General features: G+C 62.9%; 14 protein-coding genes and 1 pseudogene. 11 read left to right on the top strand and 4 right to left on the bottom strand.

Translation table 11 applies throughout. The annotated features are described in order from the left end of the window. Positions 1-15 precede the first annotated feature (15 nt). On the top strand, positions 16-726 hold the full coding sequence (gene pyrF / locus ACSJJT_RS01850; protein ID WP_435916670.1) for an orotidine-5'-phosphate decarboxylase: 711 nt from the start codon (positions 16-18) through the stop codon (positions 724-726). Positions 727-754: 28 nt separating this feature from the next. Then, complete coding sequence (gene pyrE / locus ACSJJT_RS01845) at positions 755-1,405, top strand: orotate phosphoribosyltransferase (RefSeq protein ID WP_435916669.1); 651 nt, start codon at positions 755-757, stop codon at positions 1,403-1,405. Between the two features lie 125 nt (positions 1,406-1,530). Here the strand turns inward: pyrE and ACSJJT_RS01840 are convergent, their stop codons facing one another. Then, the gene (locus ACSJJT_RS01840; RefSeq protein ID WP_435916668.1) at positions 1,531-2,337 is read right to left on the bottom strand and encodes a fructosamine kinase family protein; all 807 of its coding nucleotides are present in this window, start codon (positions 2,335-2,337) and stop codon (positions 1,531-1,533) included. Positions 2,338-2,372: 35 nt separating this feature from the next. Between ACSJJT_RS01840 and rimO the strand changes: the two genes are divergently transcribed. The 4 genes from rimO to ACSJJT_RS01820 all read left to right on the top strand — a co-directional run bounded on the left by rimO (position 2,373) and on the right by ACSJJT_RS01820 (position 5,398). Then, a complete protein-coding gene (gene rimO / locus ACSJJT_RS01835) occupies positions 2,373-3,791 on the top strand; it encodes a 30S ribosomal protein S12 methylthiotransferase RimO (protein ID WP_435916667.1) in 1,419 nt (472 codons plus the stop codon). A gap of 126 nt (positions 3,792-3,917) precedes the next feature. Continuing rightward, positions 3,918-4,538 carry a CDP-diacylglycerol--glycerol-3-phosphate 3-phosphatidyltransferase gene (gene pgsA, locus ACSJJT_RS01830; protein ID WP_435916666.1) on the top strand — a complete coding sequence of 207 codons (621 nt, stop codon included), beginning with the start codon at positions 3,918-3,920 and terminating at the stop codon, positions 4,536-4,538. Next, complete coding sequence (locus tag ACSJJT_RS01825; protein WP_435916665.1) at positions 4,535-5,020, top strand: CinA family protein; 486 nt, start codon at positions 4,535-4,537, stop codon at positions 5,018-5,020. The genes pgsA and ACSJJT_RS01825 overlap by 4 nt, the downstream gene beginning before the upstream one ends. Before the next feature lie 102 nt (positions 5,021-5,122). Then, on the top strand, positions 5,123-5,398 hold the full coding sequence (locus ACSJJT_RS01820) for a helix-turn-helix domain-containing protein (RefSeq protein ID WP_435916664.1): 276 nt from the start codon (positions 5,123-5,125) through the stop codon (positions 5,396-5,398). Positions 5,399-5,520: 122 nt separating this feature from the next. Here ACSJJT_RS01820 and ACSJJT_RS01815 read toward each other — a convergent pair whose 3' ends face one another. Continuing rightward, positions 5,521-6,279 carry a DeoR/GlpR family DNA-binding transcription regulator gene (locus ACSJJT_RS01815; RefSeq protein ID WP_435917022.1) on the bottom strand — a complete coding sequence of 253 codons (759 nt, stop codon included), beginning with the start codon at positions 6,277-6,279 and terminating at the stop codon, positions 5,521-5,523. Between the two features lie 150 nt (positions 6,280-6,429). On the opposite strand from ACSJJT_RS01815, the gene ACSJJT_RS01810 reads away from it, so the two are divergent. From ACSJJT_RS01810 to rny, 4 genes and pseudogenes are all read left to right on the top strand, one after another. Continuing rightward, the gene (locus ACSJJT_RS01810; RefSeq protein WP_435916663.1) at positions 6,430-6,624 is read left to right on the top strand and encodes a DUF3046 domain-containing protein; all 195 of its coding nucleotides are present in this window, start codon (positions 6,430-6,432) and stop codon (positions 6,622-6,624) included. A gap of 325 nt (positions 6,625-6,949) precedes the next feature. Then, positions 6,950-7,996, top strand: a complete 1,047-nt coding sequence (gene recA / locus ACSJJT_RS01805; RefSeq protein WP_435916661.1) for a recombinase RecA — start codon at positions 6,950-6,952, stop codon at positions 7,994-7,996. A 29-nt stretch (positions 7,997-8,025) separates the two neighbouring features. Further along, positions 8,026-8,540: pseudogene (gene recX, locus ACSJJT_RS01800) on the top strand (recombination regulator RecX). A 97-nt stretch (positions 8,541-8,637) separates the two neighbouring features. Next, on the top strand, positions 8,638-10,263 hold the full coding sequence (gene rny / locus ACSJJT_RS01795; protein ID WP_435916660.1) for a ribonuclease Y: 1,626 nt from the start codon (positions 8,638-8,640) through the stop codon (positions 10,261-10,263). Positions 10,264-10,271: 8 nt separating this feature from the next. Here rny and ACSJJT_RS01790 read toward each other — a convergent pair whose 3' ends face one another. Beyond that, positions 10,272-11,171: an aldose 1-epimerase family protein gene (locus ACSJJT_RS01790; RefSeq protein WP_435916659.1), complete on the bottom strand. Its 900-nt coding sequence runs from the start codon at positions 11,169-11,171 to the stop codon at positions 10,272-10,274. 762 nt (positions 11,172-11,933) lie between these two features. On the opposite strand from ACSJJT_RS01790, the gene miaB reads away from it, so the two are divergent. Next, the gene (gene miaB, locus ACSJJT_RS01785; protein ID WP_435916658.1) at positions 11,934-13,418 is read left to right on the top strand and encodes a tRNA (N6-isopentenyl adenosine(37)-C2)-methylthiotransferase MiaB; all 1,485 of its coding nucleotides are present in this window, start codon (positions 11,934-11,936) and stop codon (positions 13,416-13,418) included. A gap of 193 nt (positions 13,419-13,611) precedes the next feature. Here the strand turns inward: miaB and ACSJJT_RS01780 are convergent, their stop codons facing one another. Continuing rightward, complete coding sequence (locus tag ACSJJT_RS01780; protein WP_435916657.1) at positions 13,612-13,812, bottom strand: antitoxin; 201 nt, start codon at positions 13,810-13,812, stop codon at positions 13,612-13,614. Positions 13,813-13,910 lie beyond the last annotated feature (98 nt).

The raw sequence follows: 13,910 nt of genomic DNA, 5'->3' as shown, positions 1-13,910 counted from the left end.
CATCAAGGAGTACACATGGACACCAGCCGCCCGATCATCGCCCTTGACCTTCCCAGCGCCGAGGCCGCCCTCGACTTCGTCGCGGAGTTCGACGAAAGTCTCTTCGTCAAGGTGGGCATGGAGCTGTTCTACGCCGCTGGTCCGAGTGTCATCACCAGCCTCAAGGAGGCTGGGCACGATGTCTTCTGCGACCTCAAACTCCACGACATCCCCAACACTGTCAAGGGAGCGGCCGCAAGCCTGTCGAGGCTGGGAGCGGATCTGCTGACCGTCCACGCCGCGGGCGGAAGGGCCATGATGGAGGCGGCTCTGGAGGGTCTTGGGGATGCGGCCCAGAATACTCGTGTCATTGCCATCACCCAGCTCACCTCGACCTCCCCGGAGGCGCTCAGGACAGAGCAACTCATTGAGGTGTCGCTGGCTGAATCGGTGCGTAACTACGCAAAACTTGCCCAGTCGGCGGGTCTGGTCGGTGTCGTCTGCTCGGCCCATGAGGCCGCCGACATCGCCTCGGTGACGGGCCCGGACTTCCTGCGCGTCACCCCCGGTATCCGTCCAGCAGGCGCCGCAGTAGGGGACCAGTCCCGGGTCGCCACCCCCGGCAACGCAGCGTCGATGGGCTCCTCGGCGATCGTGGTGGGCCGTCCCATCACCAAGTCCGACGACCCGGTCGCGGCTTACCACGCCATCCGCGACGAATGGAATGTCGGGCGTACGGCAGCCTGACGACAACACGACCTGGAGGAAGAACGCCATGACCGTCACCAACAAGGAGATCGCCCAGCAGTTCGCAGAGCGTCTGCTCGCCATCGAAGCCGTCTCGCTGGCCCCGGATGCCCCCTTCACCTGGGCTTCCGGCCTGCATTCACCGATCTACTGCGACAACCGAGTGACCCTCTCGGACCCACAGACCCGTGACCTCATCGCTTCGGGCCTGGCCCAGCTCGTGCGCGCGAATGTCGACCAGGTCGACGTCGTCGCCGGTACTGCCACCGCTGGTATCGCCCATGCCGCGCTGGCCGCCGATCGCCTCGGCGTTCCGATGGCCTACGTCCGTTCCGCACCCAAGGACCACGGACGTGGCAATCAGATCGAGGGGTGCATTCCATCCGGGTCCAGGGTCGTCATGGTCGAGGATCTCATCTCCACCGGCGGCTCCGTACTCAAGGCTGCTCAGGCCGTCGAGCGGGAGGGATCGACGGTGGCCGGCGTCCTCGCCCTGTTCTCCTACGAGTTGGAGAAGGGGCATCGTGCGTTCGAGGAGGCCAGTCTGCCGCTGTACACGTTGTCGAACTACCCGACTCTCATCGAGGTGGCAGCGGAGTCCGGACGCATCACCCCGGAGCAGCTGGCCACCCTGCAGACCTGGTCCTCAGATCCGCAGGCCTGGTCCGACTCCCACTGATTCCTTTCATGTGAGCCCGTCCAGGCTGGCCTCATCGGCTTACATCGATGCCGAGAACCGGCTGGTGAGACATATTCGTGGCCCCGTCATATGGCGGGGCCATGAGCTCGTTCCTGGGAAAGCGATCAGAGGTAGCGGCGTGCCACCTCGACGGTTTTCCCGACATATCCGCCGCCGAAGAGGAAGCAGTGGACGATGAGCATGTGGAGCTGGTGCAACCCGATTCGCTCCTGCCAACCGTCGGCCAGCGGGGACTCCTCGTTGTACGTGGCACGGATCTCGTTGGTGAAGGGGGCACCGAAGACCGACAGGCAGGCAAGGTCCTCCTCGGCGTGACCACCCTGGGCAGCAGGATCGATGAGGACGACCCCCTCGGAGGTCCACATGAGGTTCCCGGACCACATGTCGCCGTGGGTACGCGCGGCAGGGTAGGTCACCAGCGCGGGCTGGTCGTGGTCGAACACCCCGCTGGCAAGCCGGTCGACGAGTGCGGACATGATTGCCCGGGCGTCGGCGTCAAGGCTGTCCATGTAGGGCTCGATGCGGTAACGCGCGTAGAACTCTCCCCACGAGTCGATGTGTTCACAGGGCAGAGGCAGGGGAGCACGACCGATGTACCCGCCGTCAGGGGTGAACCCGTCGGGAGCCGCTCCCAGGTGGGATGCCCCTGCTGCGTGGGTGTGGGCCAGACGTCGACCGAATTCCTCAGCTGCCTTACGGGTGGGATGGACCGGAAAGAGCTCGGGTTCCGTGAGCCAACCATTGCCGTGGTCCAAGACCTCGACTATCGCAGCCCCAGTGGGCTGAGCAGCCGCGAGCCACGTCAGCCCGGCAACCTCGTAGGCGATGGCATTCCTGTGGTGGTCGGTCTTATGAAAGGTCATGTGTTCCACGGTAGACGCGTAGGATGCGGCCGAAACCACCTCGCCCATCAGAATGGAGTCTCGTGTCCGTCGGTGATCACCTCATGACAGTCCATCTCGTGTCGATGGGCTGCGCCCGCAACGACGTCGATTCCGAGGAGCTTGCGGCCCGCATGGAGGCTGGCGGATTCCGACTCGTTGACGACCCCAGCGTGGCCGAGACGGTCGTCGTCAACACCTGCGGATTCATTGCGCAGGCCAAGAAGGACTCCGTCGACACCTTGCTGGCTGCCGCAGACCTCAAGGCTCAAGGAACCACCCAGTCGGTCGTCGCGGTGGGATGCATGGCCGAGCGATATGGACGTGAACTGGCCGAGTCCCTTCCTGAGGCCGACGCTGTGCTGGGGTTCGACGACTACGACGACATCGCGGACCGACTTCGCACCATCCTCGACGGCGGATCGATCGAGGCCCGTGTTCCCCGTGATCGTCGCACCCTGCTTCCCCTCACCCCGGTCGATCGAGGTTCAGCCAGCTCCGGCGTCTCGGTTCCCGGTCATGGCACTGCCCCCGACCTGCCGGCCTCCCTGGCTCCGGCCTCAGGCCCCCGAGCCACCCGACGTCGTCTCGGTTCGGGGCCCAGCGCACCGCTCAAGATGGCTTTGGGCTGTGATCGGCGCTGTGCCTTCTGCGCCATCCCGCGATTCCGTGGCTCCTACCTCTCCCGACCTGCCGCCGAGATTGTCGAGGAGGCACGTTGGCTGGTTGACCATGGTGTCAAGGAGGTCTTTCTCGTCAGCGAGAACTCCTCCTCCTACGGCAAGGACCTAGGGGATTTACGCGCGCTGGAGAAGCTCCTCACCGGCTTGGACCAGGTCGAGGGGCTGGAGTGGATCCGGGTGTCCTACCTGCAGCCCGCAGAACTTCGACCGGGCCTCATCGAGGCCATGGTGGCGACTGACAAGGTCGTGCCCTACTTCGATCTGTCCTTCCAGCACGCGTCAGGGCCGTTGTTGCGTCGGATGCGTCGCTTCGGCGACGCCGAGTCCTTCCTCGACATCATCGAGTCCATCCGGTCCTGTTGCCCAGAGGCCGGCTTCAGGTCGAACTTCATCACCGGTTTCCCCGGCGAGACCGAGGCTGATGTCGGAGTCCTCGCGGAATTCCTGCAGCGGGCGCGTCTCGACGTTGCTGGTGTCTTCGCCTATTCCGACGAGGAAGGTACCGAGGGAGCGACCCTTGACGGGCATGTTGACGAGAACGTCATCGCTGCTCGACGCGAGGACCTTGCCGATCTCATCGACGAGCTCGTCTCCCAGCGTGCCGAGGATCGTGTCGGCACCCGTGGGCGGGTCATGATCGAGGAGACCGACGAAGCCATTGTCGGTAGGGCGGAGCACCAGGGTCCAGAGGTTGACGGGGTCGTGACCCTCGTTGATGTTGCCGGGGCGAGCGTCGGGGACATCGTCGACGTCGAGTTCGTCGGCTCTGACGGCGTCGACCTCATTGCGCGCCCGGCGTAGGCCTGAACGTCATCGCAACGGTATGAGCACTACCGTGGTCCCACGGTACTGACGCCGATTGACCAATCCGGAACCGTTTCGGGGCGGTGGGTCGCATCACTCGTCGTCACGCGACATACTGAGCCCATGGCCACGAAGAAGGACCGCTCCAGCAACGTCAACGTTCCGAATGCGCTGACCCTGCTGAGAGTCATTGCGGTTCCCGTCTTCGGATGGATGCTCTTGGCCCATCCCCATGAAGGCAGCTGGCGGACGGCGACGACGATCGTCTTCATGCTGGCGATCCTCACCGATTTCGTCGACGGCAAGATTGCGCGCAAGTACGACCTCGTCACCAACGTCGGCAAGATTGGTGACTCCGTCGCTGACAAGGCGCTCACCGGCATGGCCTTCATCGGCCTGTCGATCCTCGGTGAGCTGCCATGGTGGATGACAATCATCATCCTGCTGCGCGAATGGGGCATCACCGTCATGCGGATGAAGATGCTCAAGTATGAGGTGATGGCGGCCAACAGGGGTGGCAAGCTCAAGACGGCGATGCAGGCCTTGGCAATCATGCTGTTCTGCCTCGGACTGTGGCGAACCCCGACCTTCGTCGATGTCATTGCCTGGGCTGTCATGATCATCGCCTTCCTGCTCACTGTCGTCACTGGCCTGGTGTACATCAGGGACGCCCTCCAGATCCGCGACCGTGCCAAGACCGCTGGGGGCAAGTCGGCGAAGTCCGGGAAGCGGAGCGTCAAGTGATCGGCGACGAAGGAGCACGTCGACTCATTGCCGGGTTGTCGGAACGCGGTCTGACGGCGGCAACCTGCGAATCCCTGACGGCCGGCCTGGTCGCGGCGACGATCACGACCGTTCCGGGCGCCTCGGCGGTGTTTCGTGGGGGGCTGGTGACGTACGCCAGCGACCTCAAGACCACGCTCGCTGGGGTCGATGCTGGCTGGATCGCCGAGAACGGGGTCATCAATTCCATCACCGCTGCTCAGATGGCGATGGGGTGTCGCAAGGCGTGCCGGGCTGATATCGGTCTGTCGTGCACCGGGGTTGCCGGGCCAGATCCCCAGAACGGTGAGGAGCCCGGAACGGTCTTCATTGGTGCGGTGTACCAGGGAGCTCCGGTCGTCAAGCGCCTCCAGTTGAGGGGGGCACGTGAAGACATTAGGCGATTGACGGTCGAGGCACTTCTTGGCCTCGGATGCGAGGTTGTGAGCCGTTCACCGAGCTGACGACAACCCCCCGCAGGAAAAGTGTGAAAAATTTCGCCGCGTAGGGAATGTTTCATCCGTTGGGGGCGTTGTCATGGATGAATCACCTAGGAGGAGACGCCCATGAAATCAGCTCTGCTGCGTGAAATACTCGGCGAGTCGCTGCGTGAGCAGAGGTTCGCACAGGGCCGTACCTTGCGGGAGGTGTCTTCTGCCGCACGCGTTTCCCTCGGATACCTGTCGGAGGTCGAGCGGGGCCAGAAGGAAGCTTCCAGCGAGCTCATCCTGGCCATTTGCACGGCTCTGGATCTACCGCAGTCCGAATTGATGCGGATCGTCAGCGACAAGATGCTCAGCAGTGAAGGCACCCCCGATCACCACATCACTGTTGCGGCATGACCACCATCCTGAACTTTTGACGTTTCCCGGTCCCGCTGGGGCCGGGAACTTCTGTGTTGTGGGCCTTTGGGGCCGCGAATTGTCCGGATTGACCTCGTCTCCGGACGACGTGCGCGGCCTGATCAGTCAGTCGGTGCGTGGACGATACGAATCGCGATTCCGAGGGCACGCAGCGTGGCCAGCTTGTCGGGATCGGCTGAGTCGTCAGTGACGAGGAGGTCGACGTCCTTGGCATCGGCCAGCTTTGCCAGGGTGACCCGACCGATCTTGGAGCCGTCGACGGCCGCGATGATGCGAGCTGCCCTCTTGATCATGGTGTGGTTTGCAGCGGCTTCGATGCCGTCGTGGGTCGTCAGGCCACCCTCGGCACTCATTCCGTCACACCCCACGATGGCGGTGCCGACGTTGACCTGCTTGAAGGTTGACTCGGCCAGGGAGCCGACCAGTTCCAAGGAGGAGGGGCGCAGCACACCGCCGGTGATGAGGACACGTTGCTGGCCCTGGCTGGCGGCCTCGAGAGCAATGCTCACGGAGTTCGTGATGAGGGTGAGATCATGACGGTGGTGCAAGGCACGCACGATCTCGGTGGTCGTCGTGCCCCCGGTGAGCCCAATCGCATGACGTCCGACGGGGAGCTCGGATGCGACGGCGTGCGCGATCGCTTCCTTGGCGCCACGACGCCGACCGTCTCGCAAATTGACGGGCAATTCGGCGCCCGTTCCAGCGCGACGAGCTGTCCCGTGTGAGCGAATGAGCAGGCCCTGCTCAGCGAGCGAGGCGACATCGCGTCGGATCGTCGCAGCGCTCGCTCCCAAGGTGGCCGCCATGTCGCGCAGGGGAACCTCGTCGTGGTCACGCAACATGGCGAGAATGGCGACCATGCGGTCGTTTCGTCGTGAGGATGACGAGCGGGCATCCGACGGCATCGTCATCGCTTCTCCTTTCGCGTGACTCACGGCTCGTGGGGGAGAGCCGCGCAGTGAGCGTTCGCACATCTGCGCTGATTTTATCCTGCCCTTAGGCTTGTCTTCATGACAGAGACCCAATTGTGGACGCGACTGGCTGAGGTTCTGGGCGACGACTACTGCCGAATCTGGGCTGCACAGCAGGCCGTACCGGGTCTCGACTCACGAACGGTGCAGGAAGCCTTGGCCGATGGAGTCGATGCCAAGACGATTTGGCGGACCTGCTGGAAAGCGCTGGAGCTGCCCGATTCGCTGCGCTGATCTGGGGGATGGGACGTGTCCCGACGATGAGGACGTGGTGTCGGAACAGAAGTGGAACAAAACCGGAACACGATGTGCTGCAAAGTCGTCAGTGGTATCTGGAAGGGTTGTCCACAAGCGAGGGGGCAGTCGTGACGGCAGTTGTCCACAGCAACGCATTGCCTGACGGATTGTCCGCCCCCGCTCCTACAGTTTGGGTGATGGCACGGGGAAACCGGTGAGTCTCCCTCATGACGACATACGACCAACTCACGACATACGACCAACGCTGCGGCGATGCCGCGCGGCAGATGAGGCGGGAGACCGCCTTCAAGGAAGGAACGACATGGCAGCGACCGCAGATCGCGAAAAGGCCCTTGCCACGGCCTTGCAGCAGATCGAGAAGCAGCACGGCAAGGGCTCCGTCATGCGCCTTGGCGAACAGGAGACAGTGAAGATTGCGGCGATCCCGACCGGGTCAGTAGCCCTGGACGTCGCCCTCGGCGTGGGAGGTCTCCCGCGTGGCCGGATCGTCGAGATCTACGGTCCGGAGTCCTCCGGCAAGACGACCGTGGCCCTGCACGCCATCGCGAATGCTCAGGCCGAAGGCGGCATCTGCGCCTTCATCGACGCCGAGCACGCCCTCGACCCGGAATACGCCCGCAAGCTTGGTGTCGACACCGACTCCCTGCTGGTGAGCCAGCCCGACAACGGTGAGCAGGCACTCGAGATTGCCGACACCCTGGTGCGGTCGGGCGCCCTCGAGCTCATCGTCGTCGACTCCGTTGCAGCCCTCACCCCGAAGGCTGAGATCGAGGGAGAGATGGGTGATTCCCATGTCGGTCTGCAGGCTCGCCTCATGAGTCAGGCCCTGCGCAAGATGACTGGTGCCCTCAACGCTGCCGGGACGACGGCCATCTTCATCAACCAGTTGCGCGAGAAGATCGGTGTCATGTTCGGCTCCCCGGAGACGACCACCGGTGGACGTGCGTTGAAGTTCTACTCCTCGGTGCGCCTGGACGTGCGTCGCATCGAGACCCTCAAGGACGGCTCCGAGATGGTTGGTAACCGTACCCGCGTCAAGGTCGTGAAGAACAAGGTCGCCCCGCCGTTCAAACAGGCCGAGTTCGACATTCTCTATGGGCAGGGCATTTCCCGAGAGGGAAGCCTTATCGACATGGGTGTGGACTGCGGAATCATCACCAAGTCCGGATCGTGGTTCAGCTACAACAATGAGCAGCTGGGCCAGGGCAAGGAGAATGTTCGCAACTTTCTCAGGGGTAACCCGGACGTCGCCAACGAGATCGAGGACAAGATCCTCACCCACCTGGGCCTGCGCGAGGTTGAGGTCCCCGAGGGGGTCGATCCCGAGACCGGTGAGGTGGCATTCTGAGCCGGCGACACAAGGATTCTCCAGAGGAGTTGACCGACGACCAGTGGTACGAGGAAGCTCGCGAGATCTGCCTCAAACGACTGGATCGTCGGGCCAACACCCGAAGTGAACTCGCAGCAGCTCTGGATTCCAAAGGTGTGCCCGAGCAGGTGCGTGAGACAGTCCTTGATCGCCTCACCGAGGTGGGGCTCGTCGATGATGCTGACTTTGCCAACCGATGGATAGCGTCCCGTCACGGTGTGCGAGGTCTGTCCCGCAGAGCAGTGGCAGTCGAATTGTCGCGCAAAGGGGTCGATTCCCAGATCATTGAGGACGCGACCTCCCAGATCACGGAGGCTGACGAGTTGGATGCCGCCACCGAACTCGCAGTGAACAAGCTGCGGGCAGGTCGAGGTGTCGAGGAAGCCCGTCTGACCCGCCGGGTGTTGGGTGCCCTGGCCCGCAAGGGCTACGGACCCCAGGTCGCCTGGGCCGCCATCCGTGCCGCCCGCGAGGAACTCGGTGAAGAACCCCCGAAGCGCCGATAACCGGCCCCTTCGACTAGGGTCGTATCGTTTGCCCCTCACCTCGGTTTTCCTGGCACCGACGTCAGGGGGGCGACGCTGCAGCTCCGAGTCAGGATGTGAGGAAGGGTGGAGGTCATGCTCATCGCACTCGTCGTGGTGGCGGTGCTCTCAGTGGCAGTCATCATTGGCTGGCTGGCAGACCGTCGAGCCATTGGCAGGAGGGCGGAACGAGCAGAGTCTGAACGTGATGCGAAGGCCTTGGAGCTTTCCCGCAGCGAGGAGCGCCTGGCTCGTGCTACTCAAGACCTTTCGGACAGTCGTGACGAGATCGCGTCAGCTCGCGTTGCGCTCGAGTCCAGTCGTGTTCGGGTCGCTGATGAGGAACGTCGGGCTGATCATGCCGAACAGGCTCGCCACAGTGCGGAGGCTTTGCTCGAGATCAACCGGCGCTCCGTCGAGGAGCTGACAGAGCGTGATCGTCAGCTGCGCGAGGCCCGTCGCCGCCTCGACGAAGGCCTCGACAAGCTCGAGAGGGATCGCTTGGAGTTGGCCGAGCGCAGCTTCCGCCTCGACGAGCGAGACGCAGAACTCGATAGACGGGATGAGCGGATCGTCACCGAGCTGGAGCGAGTTGCTGGGATGTCCCTCGACCAGGCCCGGGACGAACTTGCAGAGCACCTCAGCAGAGAGGCCCGCGTCCTGGCCGAGAATGACGCTCGAGCGATCATCGCAGAAGTGACGGAAAACGCCGAGGGCAAGGCCCGTCACATCGTGGCCGATGCCATACAGCGGTGTTCCTCCGAGATGGTTGCTGACACCGTTGTCAGCGTGGTGCCACTGCCCAGCGACGAGATGAAGGGTCGCGTCATCGGGCGAGAAGGCCGCAACGTCCGCACCTTCGAGCAGGTGACGGGAGTCACGGTCATCATCGATGACACCCCGGGTATCGTCTTGCTGAGCTGCTTCGACCCCATGCGACGCGAGGTGGCCCGACAGGCTCTCGTCGATCTGGTCGAAGATGGTCGCATCCACCCCATCAGTATCGAAAAGGCCCATCAGCGAGCCGTCGACCACATCGACCAGATGTGCCTGGGAGCCGCGTCCGAGGCGCTGTCCGAAGCCGGGATCGACGACATCGACGAGCGGCTCCTACCGATCCTCGGGTCCCTGCGCTTCCGGACCTCCTACGGCCAACAGGTCCTCGATCACTGCGTCGAGTGCGCCCGTCTTGCCGCCATCTTGGCCGCCGAAATCGGTGCCGATGTCGACACCTGTCGTCGTGCGGCCTTCCTGCACGATCTTGGTAAGTCCCTCACCCCTGGGATTGAGGGAACCCACGCGGCCATTGGCGCTGAATTGGCCCGACGTCATGGGGAATCTGATGAGGTCGTGCATGCCATTGCAGCCCACCACGATGAGATCGAACCGGTGGGCGTCACGGATCTCATCGTCAAGGCTGCTGACGCGATCTCTGCGGCCCGTCCAGGAGCACGTCGGGATTCCTTGGAGTCCCACGTTCGCCGGATGGACACCATCGAGGAGATTGCCACCAGCTTCCCCGGGGTCGAACGGTCCTTCGCGCTGCAAGCCGGACGTGAGGTCCAGGTCCTCGTCGATCCGGGCACAGTCGACGATGTGCACGCATCTCGACTCGCACGCCAGATCGCGTTGGCGGTGGGGGAACAGGTCACCGTGCCAGGACGGACCAGGGTCACCGTCATCCGTTCCTTCCAAGCCGTGGAGATGGTGGGAGAGTCCTGAGCGGTGGCTCAGGCGATTCCCCAGGTGAGGACGACCTCGTCCCTGGGCTCCAGGCGGATGACGTCGTCGTGGGTGGGCCCCTCGTTGAAGGCATCCGGCCCGCATGTCATCGGCTCGACAGCGAGGCTGAGGCGGTCATCCGGAGTGTAAATCTGCGCCCAGCCCATGGTCACATCTCCCCACAGCTCATGGCTCGTCTCACCGCTGGTGACCTTGAAACGCCATGCCGGCGATCCAACGGTGTCTCCCCGTCCCACGGTGTAGGCGGTGTCAAAGGTGCGCTGACCGAGAGACTGTCCATTCATGGTGTGGACCTCGTCCATCTCGCAGATCCGAACCGGTAACAGTCGCTCGTCGACCTGCAGCCACGAGGCGAACGGGGCGTCAACCTTCCACTCATCAATGGATCCGCCGAGGCAGAAATAGGGATGGGCGGCATAGCCGAAGGGCACCGCCTTGGCCCCGACGTTCCGAGCCCTCACAGTGACCTTCAGGCCGTGATCGTCCAGGTTGTGGGTCAGCCGGACATCAATTGTTCCAGGCCAGCCAGGCCGAGCCATGATTCGGATCTCCTGGGTCACCGAGGAGTCGGTGTGCTCAACGAGGGACCACGGTGACCACGCCACCAGACCATGAATGGCGTTGTTGCGACCGACCTCGCTGATCGCCAGCTGCTGGTCAACGTCATCGAACCGGTAGCGGCCGTCACGGATGCGGTTGGGCCAGGGAAGCAGATGCTGCCCTTGCGACGAAGCCGGCGACTGGTCAGCCTCGAAGGTCTTGATGACGTCGTCCTCGTTGTGGCGAAGGGTACGAAGGGTGGCTCCCTGCTCCGTCACGATGGCCTGCCAAGAACCATGGGAAATCTTGTACTGGGTGCCGGTGGGGAGGGTGACGTCACTGATCATGATGAAAAGTTTATCGCTGAGACCTTTGCGGACGCTAATTCTTGAGCTCTCGGTCCTGAGGGGTTCCGTCAGTTTTCGTCATCCGTTTCTTTTCCACAGTTCTCGCTGTTGTATGTATATGGTGTGTCCCGGCGGGAATTTACTCAAAGATGAGTTGTTCCGCCGGCTCAGGTGATCGTTGTACATCCTCGCGACGTCATGACGACGTGAGCGGCCGCCCAGGAGCCCTTTGACAAATAGGGGATCGCGATGAAGATCTCAGAATTCACGGCAGGGTCCATGACGGGTTAGGTGTCAGTATCAGGTACTTGTCAACGCCTGCCATCTCATCCTTGCGTCAGTCTTTCTCGCTGGATCGATTGGCACGTGCTTTTCGACTATTGACGTCCTCTTCTGTGGTGGGAGCGAATGTGGTCGGGTTTCGGTGTGCCGAAGGTATGTCCTGGCGTGGTGTAGGACTGGTCGACGGCGCGATAGCTGACGCCATCTGTCTCGCCTGGTATTTGCCAAAGGTGAAGGCACATCAGGAATTCTCCGATATTGGGGGAGGGTCGTGACGCTTTTTCCGCTCAGTGGTCCTTGGGCAATGATGACGCCTATGGGGTATCGCAACTCTGGAGAAGGTACTCACCCTGGCTGAAGTTCCTGTGGTCTCGGGGGTGTTCGTGCTGGTGCATGGCGCGATCGTGCTCGTGCTGCACACTGCGGTGTGAGAAACGGAGTGGTCCTATGGCTGGGCAGATGACGTAGAGTGTTCGCGCCATGCCCAATAACACCGTGCCGCACACCGAGGCCCCGACCTACCGGGTCGTGACCTACGGGTGTCAGATGAATGTCCATGACTCCGAACGGATTGCTGGCCTCCTCGAAGAGGCCGGCTACGTTCCCGATCCCAGAACCGACACCTTGGCGCCGGCTGACGTCGTCGTCTTCAACACCTGTGCGGTTCGCGAGAATGCCGACAATCGTCTCTACGGCACGCTCGGTCACATGGCCCCGGTGAAGTCGGCGCATCCTGGGATGCAGCTGGCCGTCGGCGGCTGCATGGCCCAGAAGGACAAGGACACCGTCGTCGCCCGGGCGCCATGGGTCGATGTGGTCTTCGGAACTCACAATGTGGGTTCTCTGCCGGCCCTCCTCAGGCGGGCTCGTCACAATGCCATGGCCCAGGTGGAGATCGAGGAGTCCCTGGTCACCTTTCCGTCGAACCTGCCGACTCGGCGCGATTCGGCATATTCGGCCTGGGTGTCGATCTCGGTGGGATGCAACAACACCTGCACCTTCTGCATTGTCCCGCAGCTGCGCGGCAAGGAAACCGATCGACGTCCCGGCGAAATCCTCTCGGAGATTCGAGCCCTCGTCGACGAGGGTGTCCAGGAGATCACCCTGCTTGGTCAGAACGTCAACTCGTACGGAGTCCAGTTCGGTGATCGTGGAGCCTTCGCCAAGTTACTGCGCGCCTGCGGCGAAATTGACGGTCTGGAGAGGGTGCGGTTCGCGTCTCCTCACCCCGCCGCTTTCACCGACGATGTCATCGAGGCGATGGCGCAGACCCCCAACGTCATGCCCAGCCTGCACATGCCCCTGCAGTCGGGATCTGACGACGTGCTGCGTCGGATGCGCCGGTCGTATCGGTCCAAGAAGTTCCTCGGCATCCTTGGCCGGGTGCGCGAGGCCATTCCAGACGCCGCCATCACCACCGACATCATCGTCGGCTTCCCAGGCGAGACCGACGCGGATTTCGCCGAGACCATGCGCGTCGTCGAGGAGTCGAGGTTTTCTGCGGCCTTCACTTTCCAATACTCCATCCGTCCCAACACGCCGGCGGGAGTCATGGGGGACCAGGTTCCCAAGCCGGTCGTCCAGGAACGGTACGAGCGCCTCGTCGAGCTCGTCGATGATATCGCATGGCAGGAGGACAAGGCCCAGGTCGGTCGCACTGTCGAGGTGATGTTCGCCGAGGGGGAGGGGCGCAAGGACGAGGCCACCCACCGCGTCACCGGTCGTGCCCGGGACAACCGACTGGTTCACGTCAGTCTTGCACCCGGGGGGGAGGTCCCGCGCCCCGGAGACATCGGCGAGGTCGTTATCACCTCCGGCCATCCTCATCATTTAGTTGCTGACGGCGGCTTGGTGAATTTGCGTCGCACTCGCGGGGGAGATGCATGGCAGATTCGCGAAGAATCATGCTCTCAGTCTGAAGCCACCATGCTCGGTATTCCTTCGGTTGGTGCGCCACGGACCTGAACGACTGGCCGGGCCGTCCGAGCCATTTCGTCATGTCGAGTCCGGTGGCCGGGAAACCTCGTCTCGAAACCCGTTCAGACATGCAACGAGGGGTTGATGCTCAGTGGAGCATCAACCCCTCGTGTCGCAGCTCATCCACTCCCATCCGGAGCGGGTCCTCTCAGGGGACAGGCCGCGTCGTGTCGTGGACGACTCAGAGGTCGCCAAGCTTGTCCTTGAGGGCATCCTGGCCCTTGTTGACCTGATCGGAGAACTTGCCGCCGGTCTTGTCGTCGACAGCGTCGCCAGCTTTGTCGATGCCCTGCTCGACCTTGTCGCTGTGCTGGCTGACCTGGCCCTTGATGTCGTCCTTGTGGTCGTTGATGGCGTCCTTGGCCTTGTCGAAGAGTCCCATGTGATCTCCTTTCGGGAGGCTTCCCCCTCTCGGGGATGACTCCTTCAGGCTACACACGAGGTGGTCCTCCCATGCGAGGCTTTTCGCTCTACGCGTTG

It is taken from the genome of Cutibacterium nasicola (genome assembly GCF_051303185.1).
Classification (GTDB): Bacteria; Actinomycetota; Actinomycetes; order Propionibacteriales; family Propionibacteriaceae; genus Cutibacterium.
Note: the sequence above shows the minus strand (reverse complement) of the source record. Positions and strands in the feature narration are given on the sequence as shown.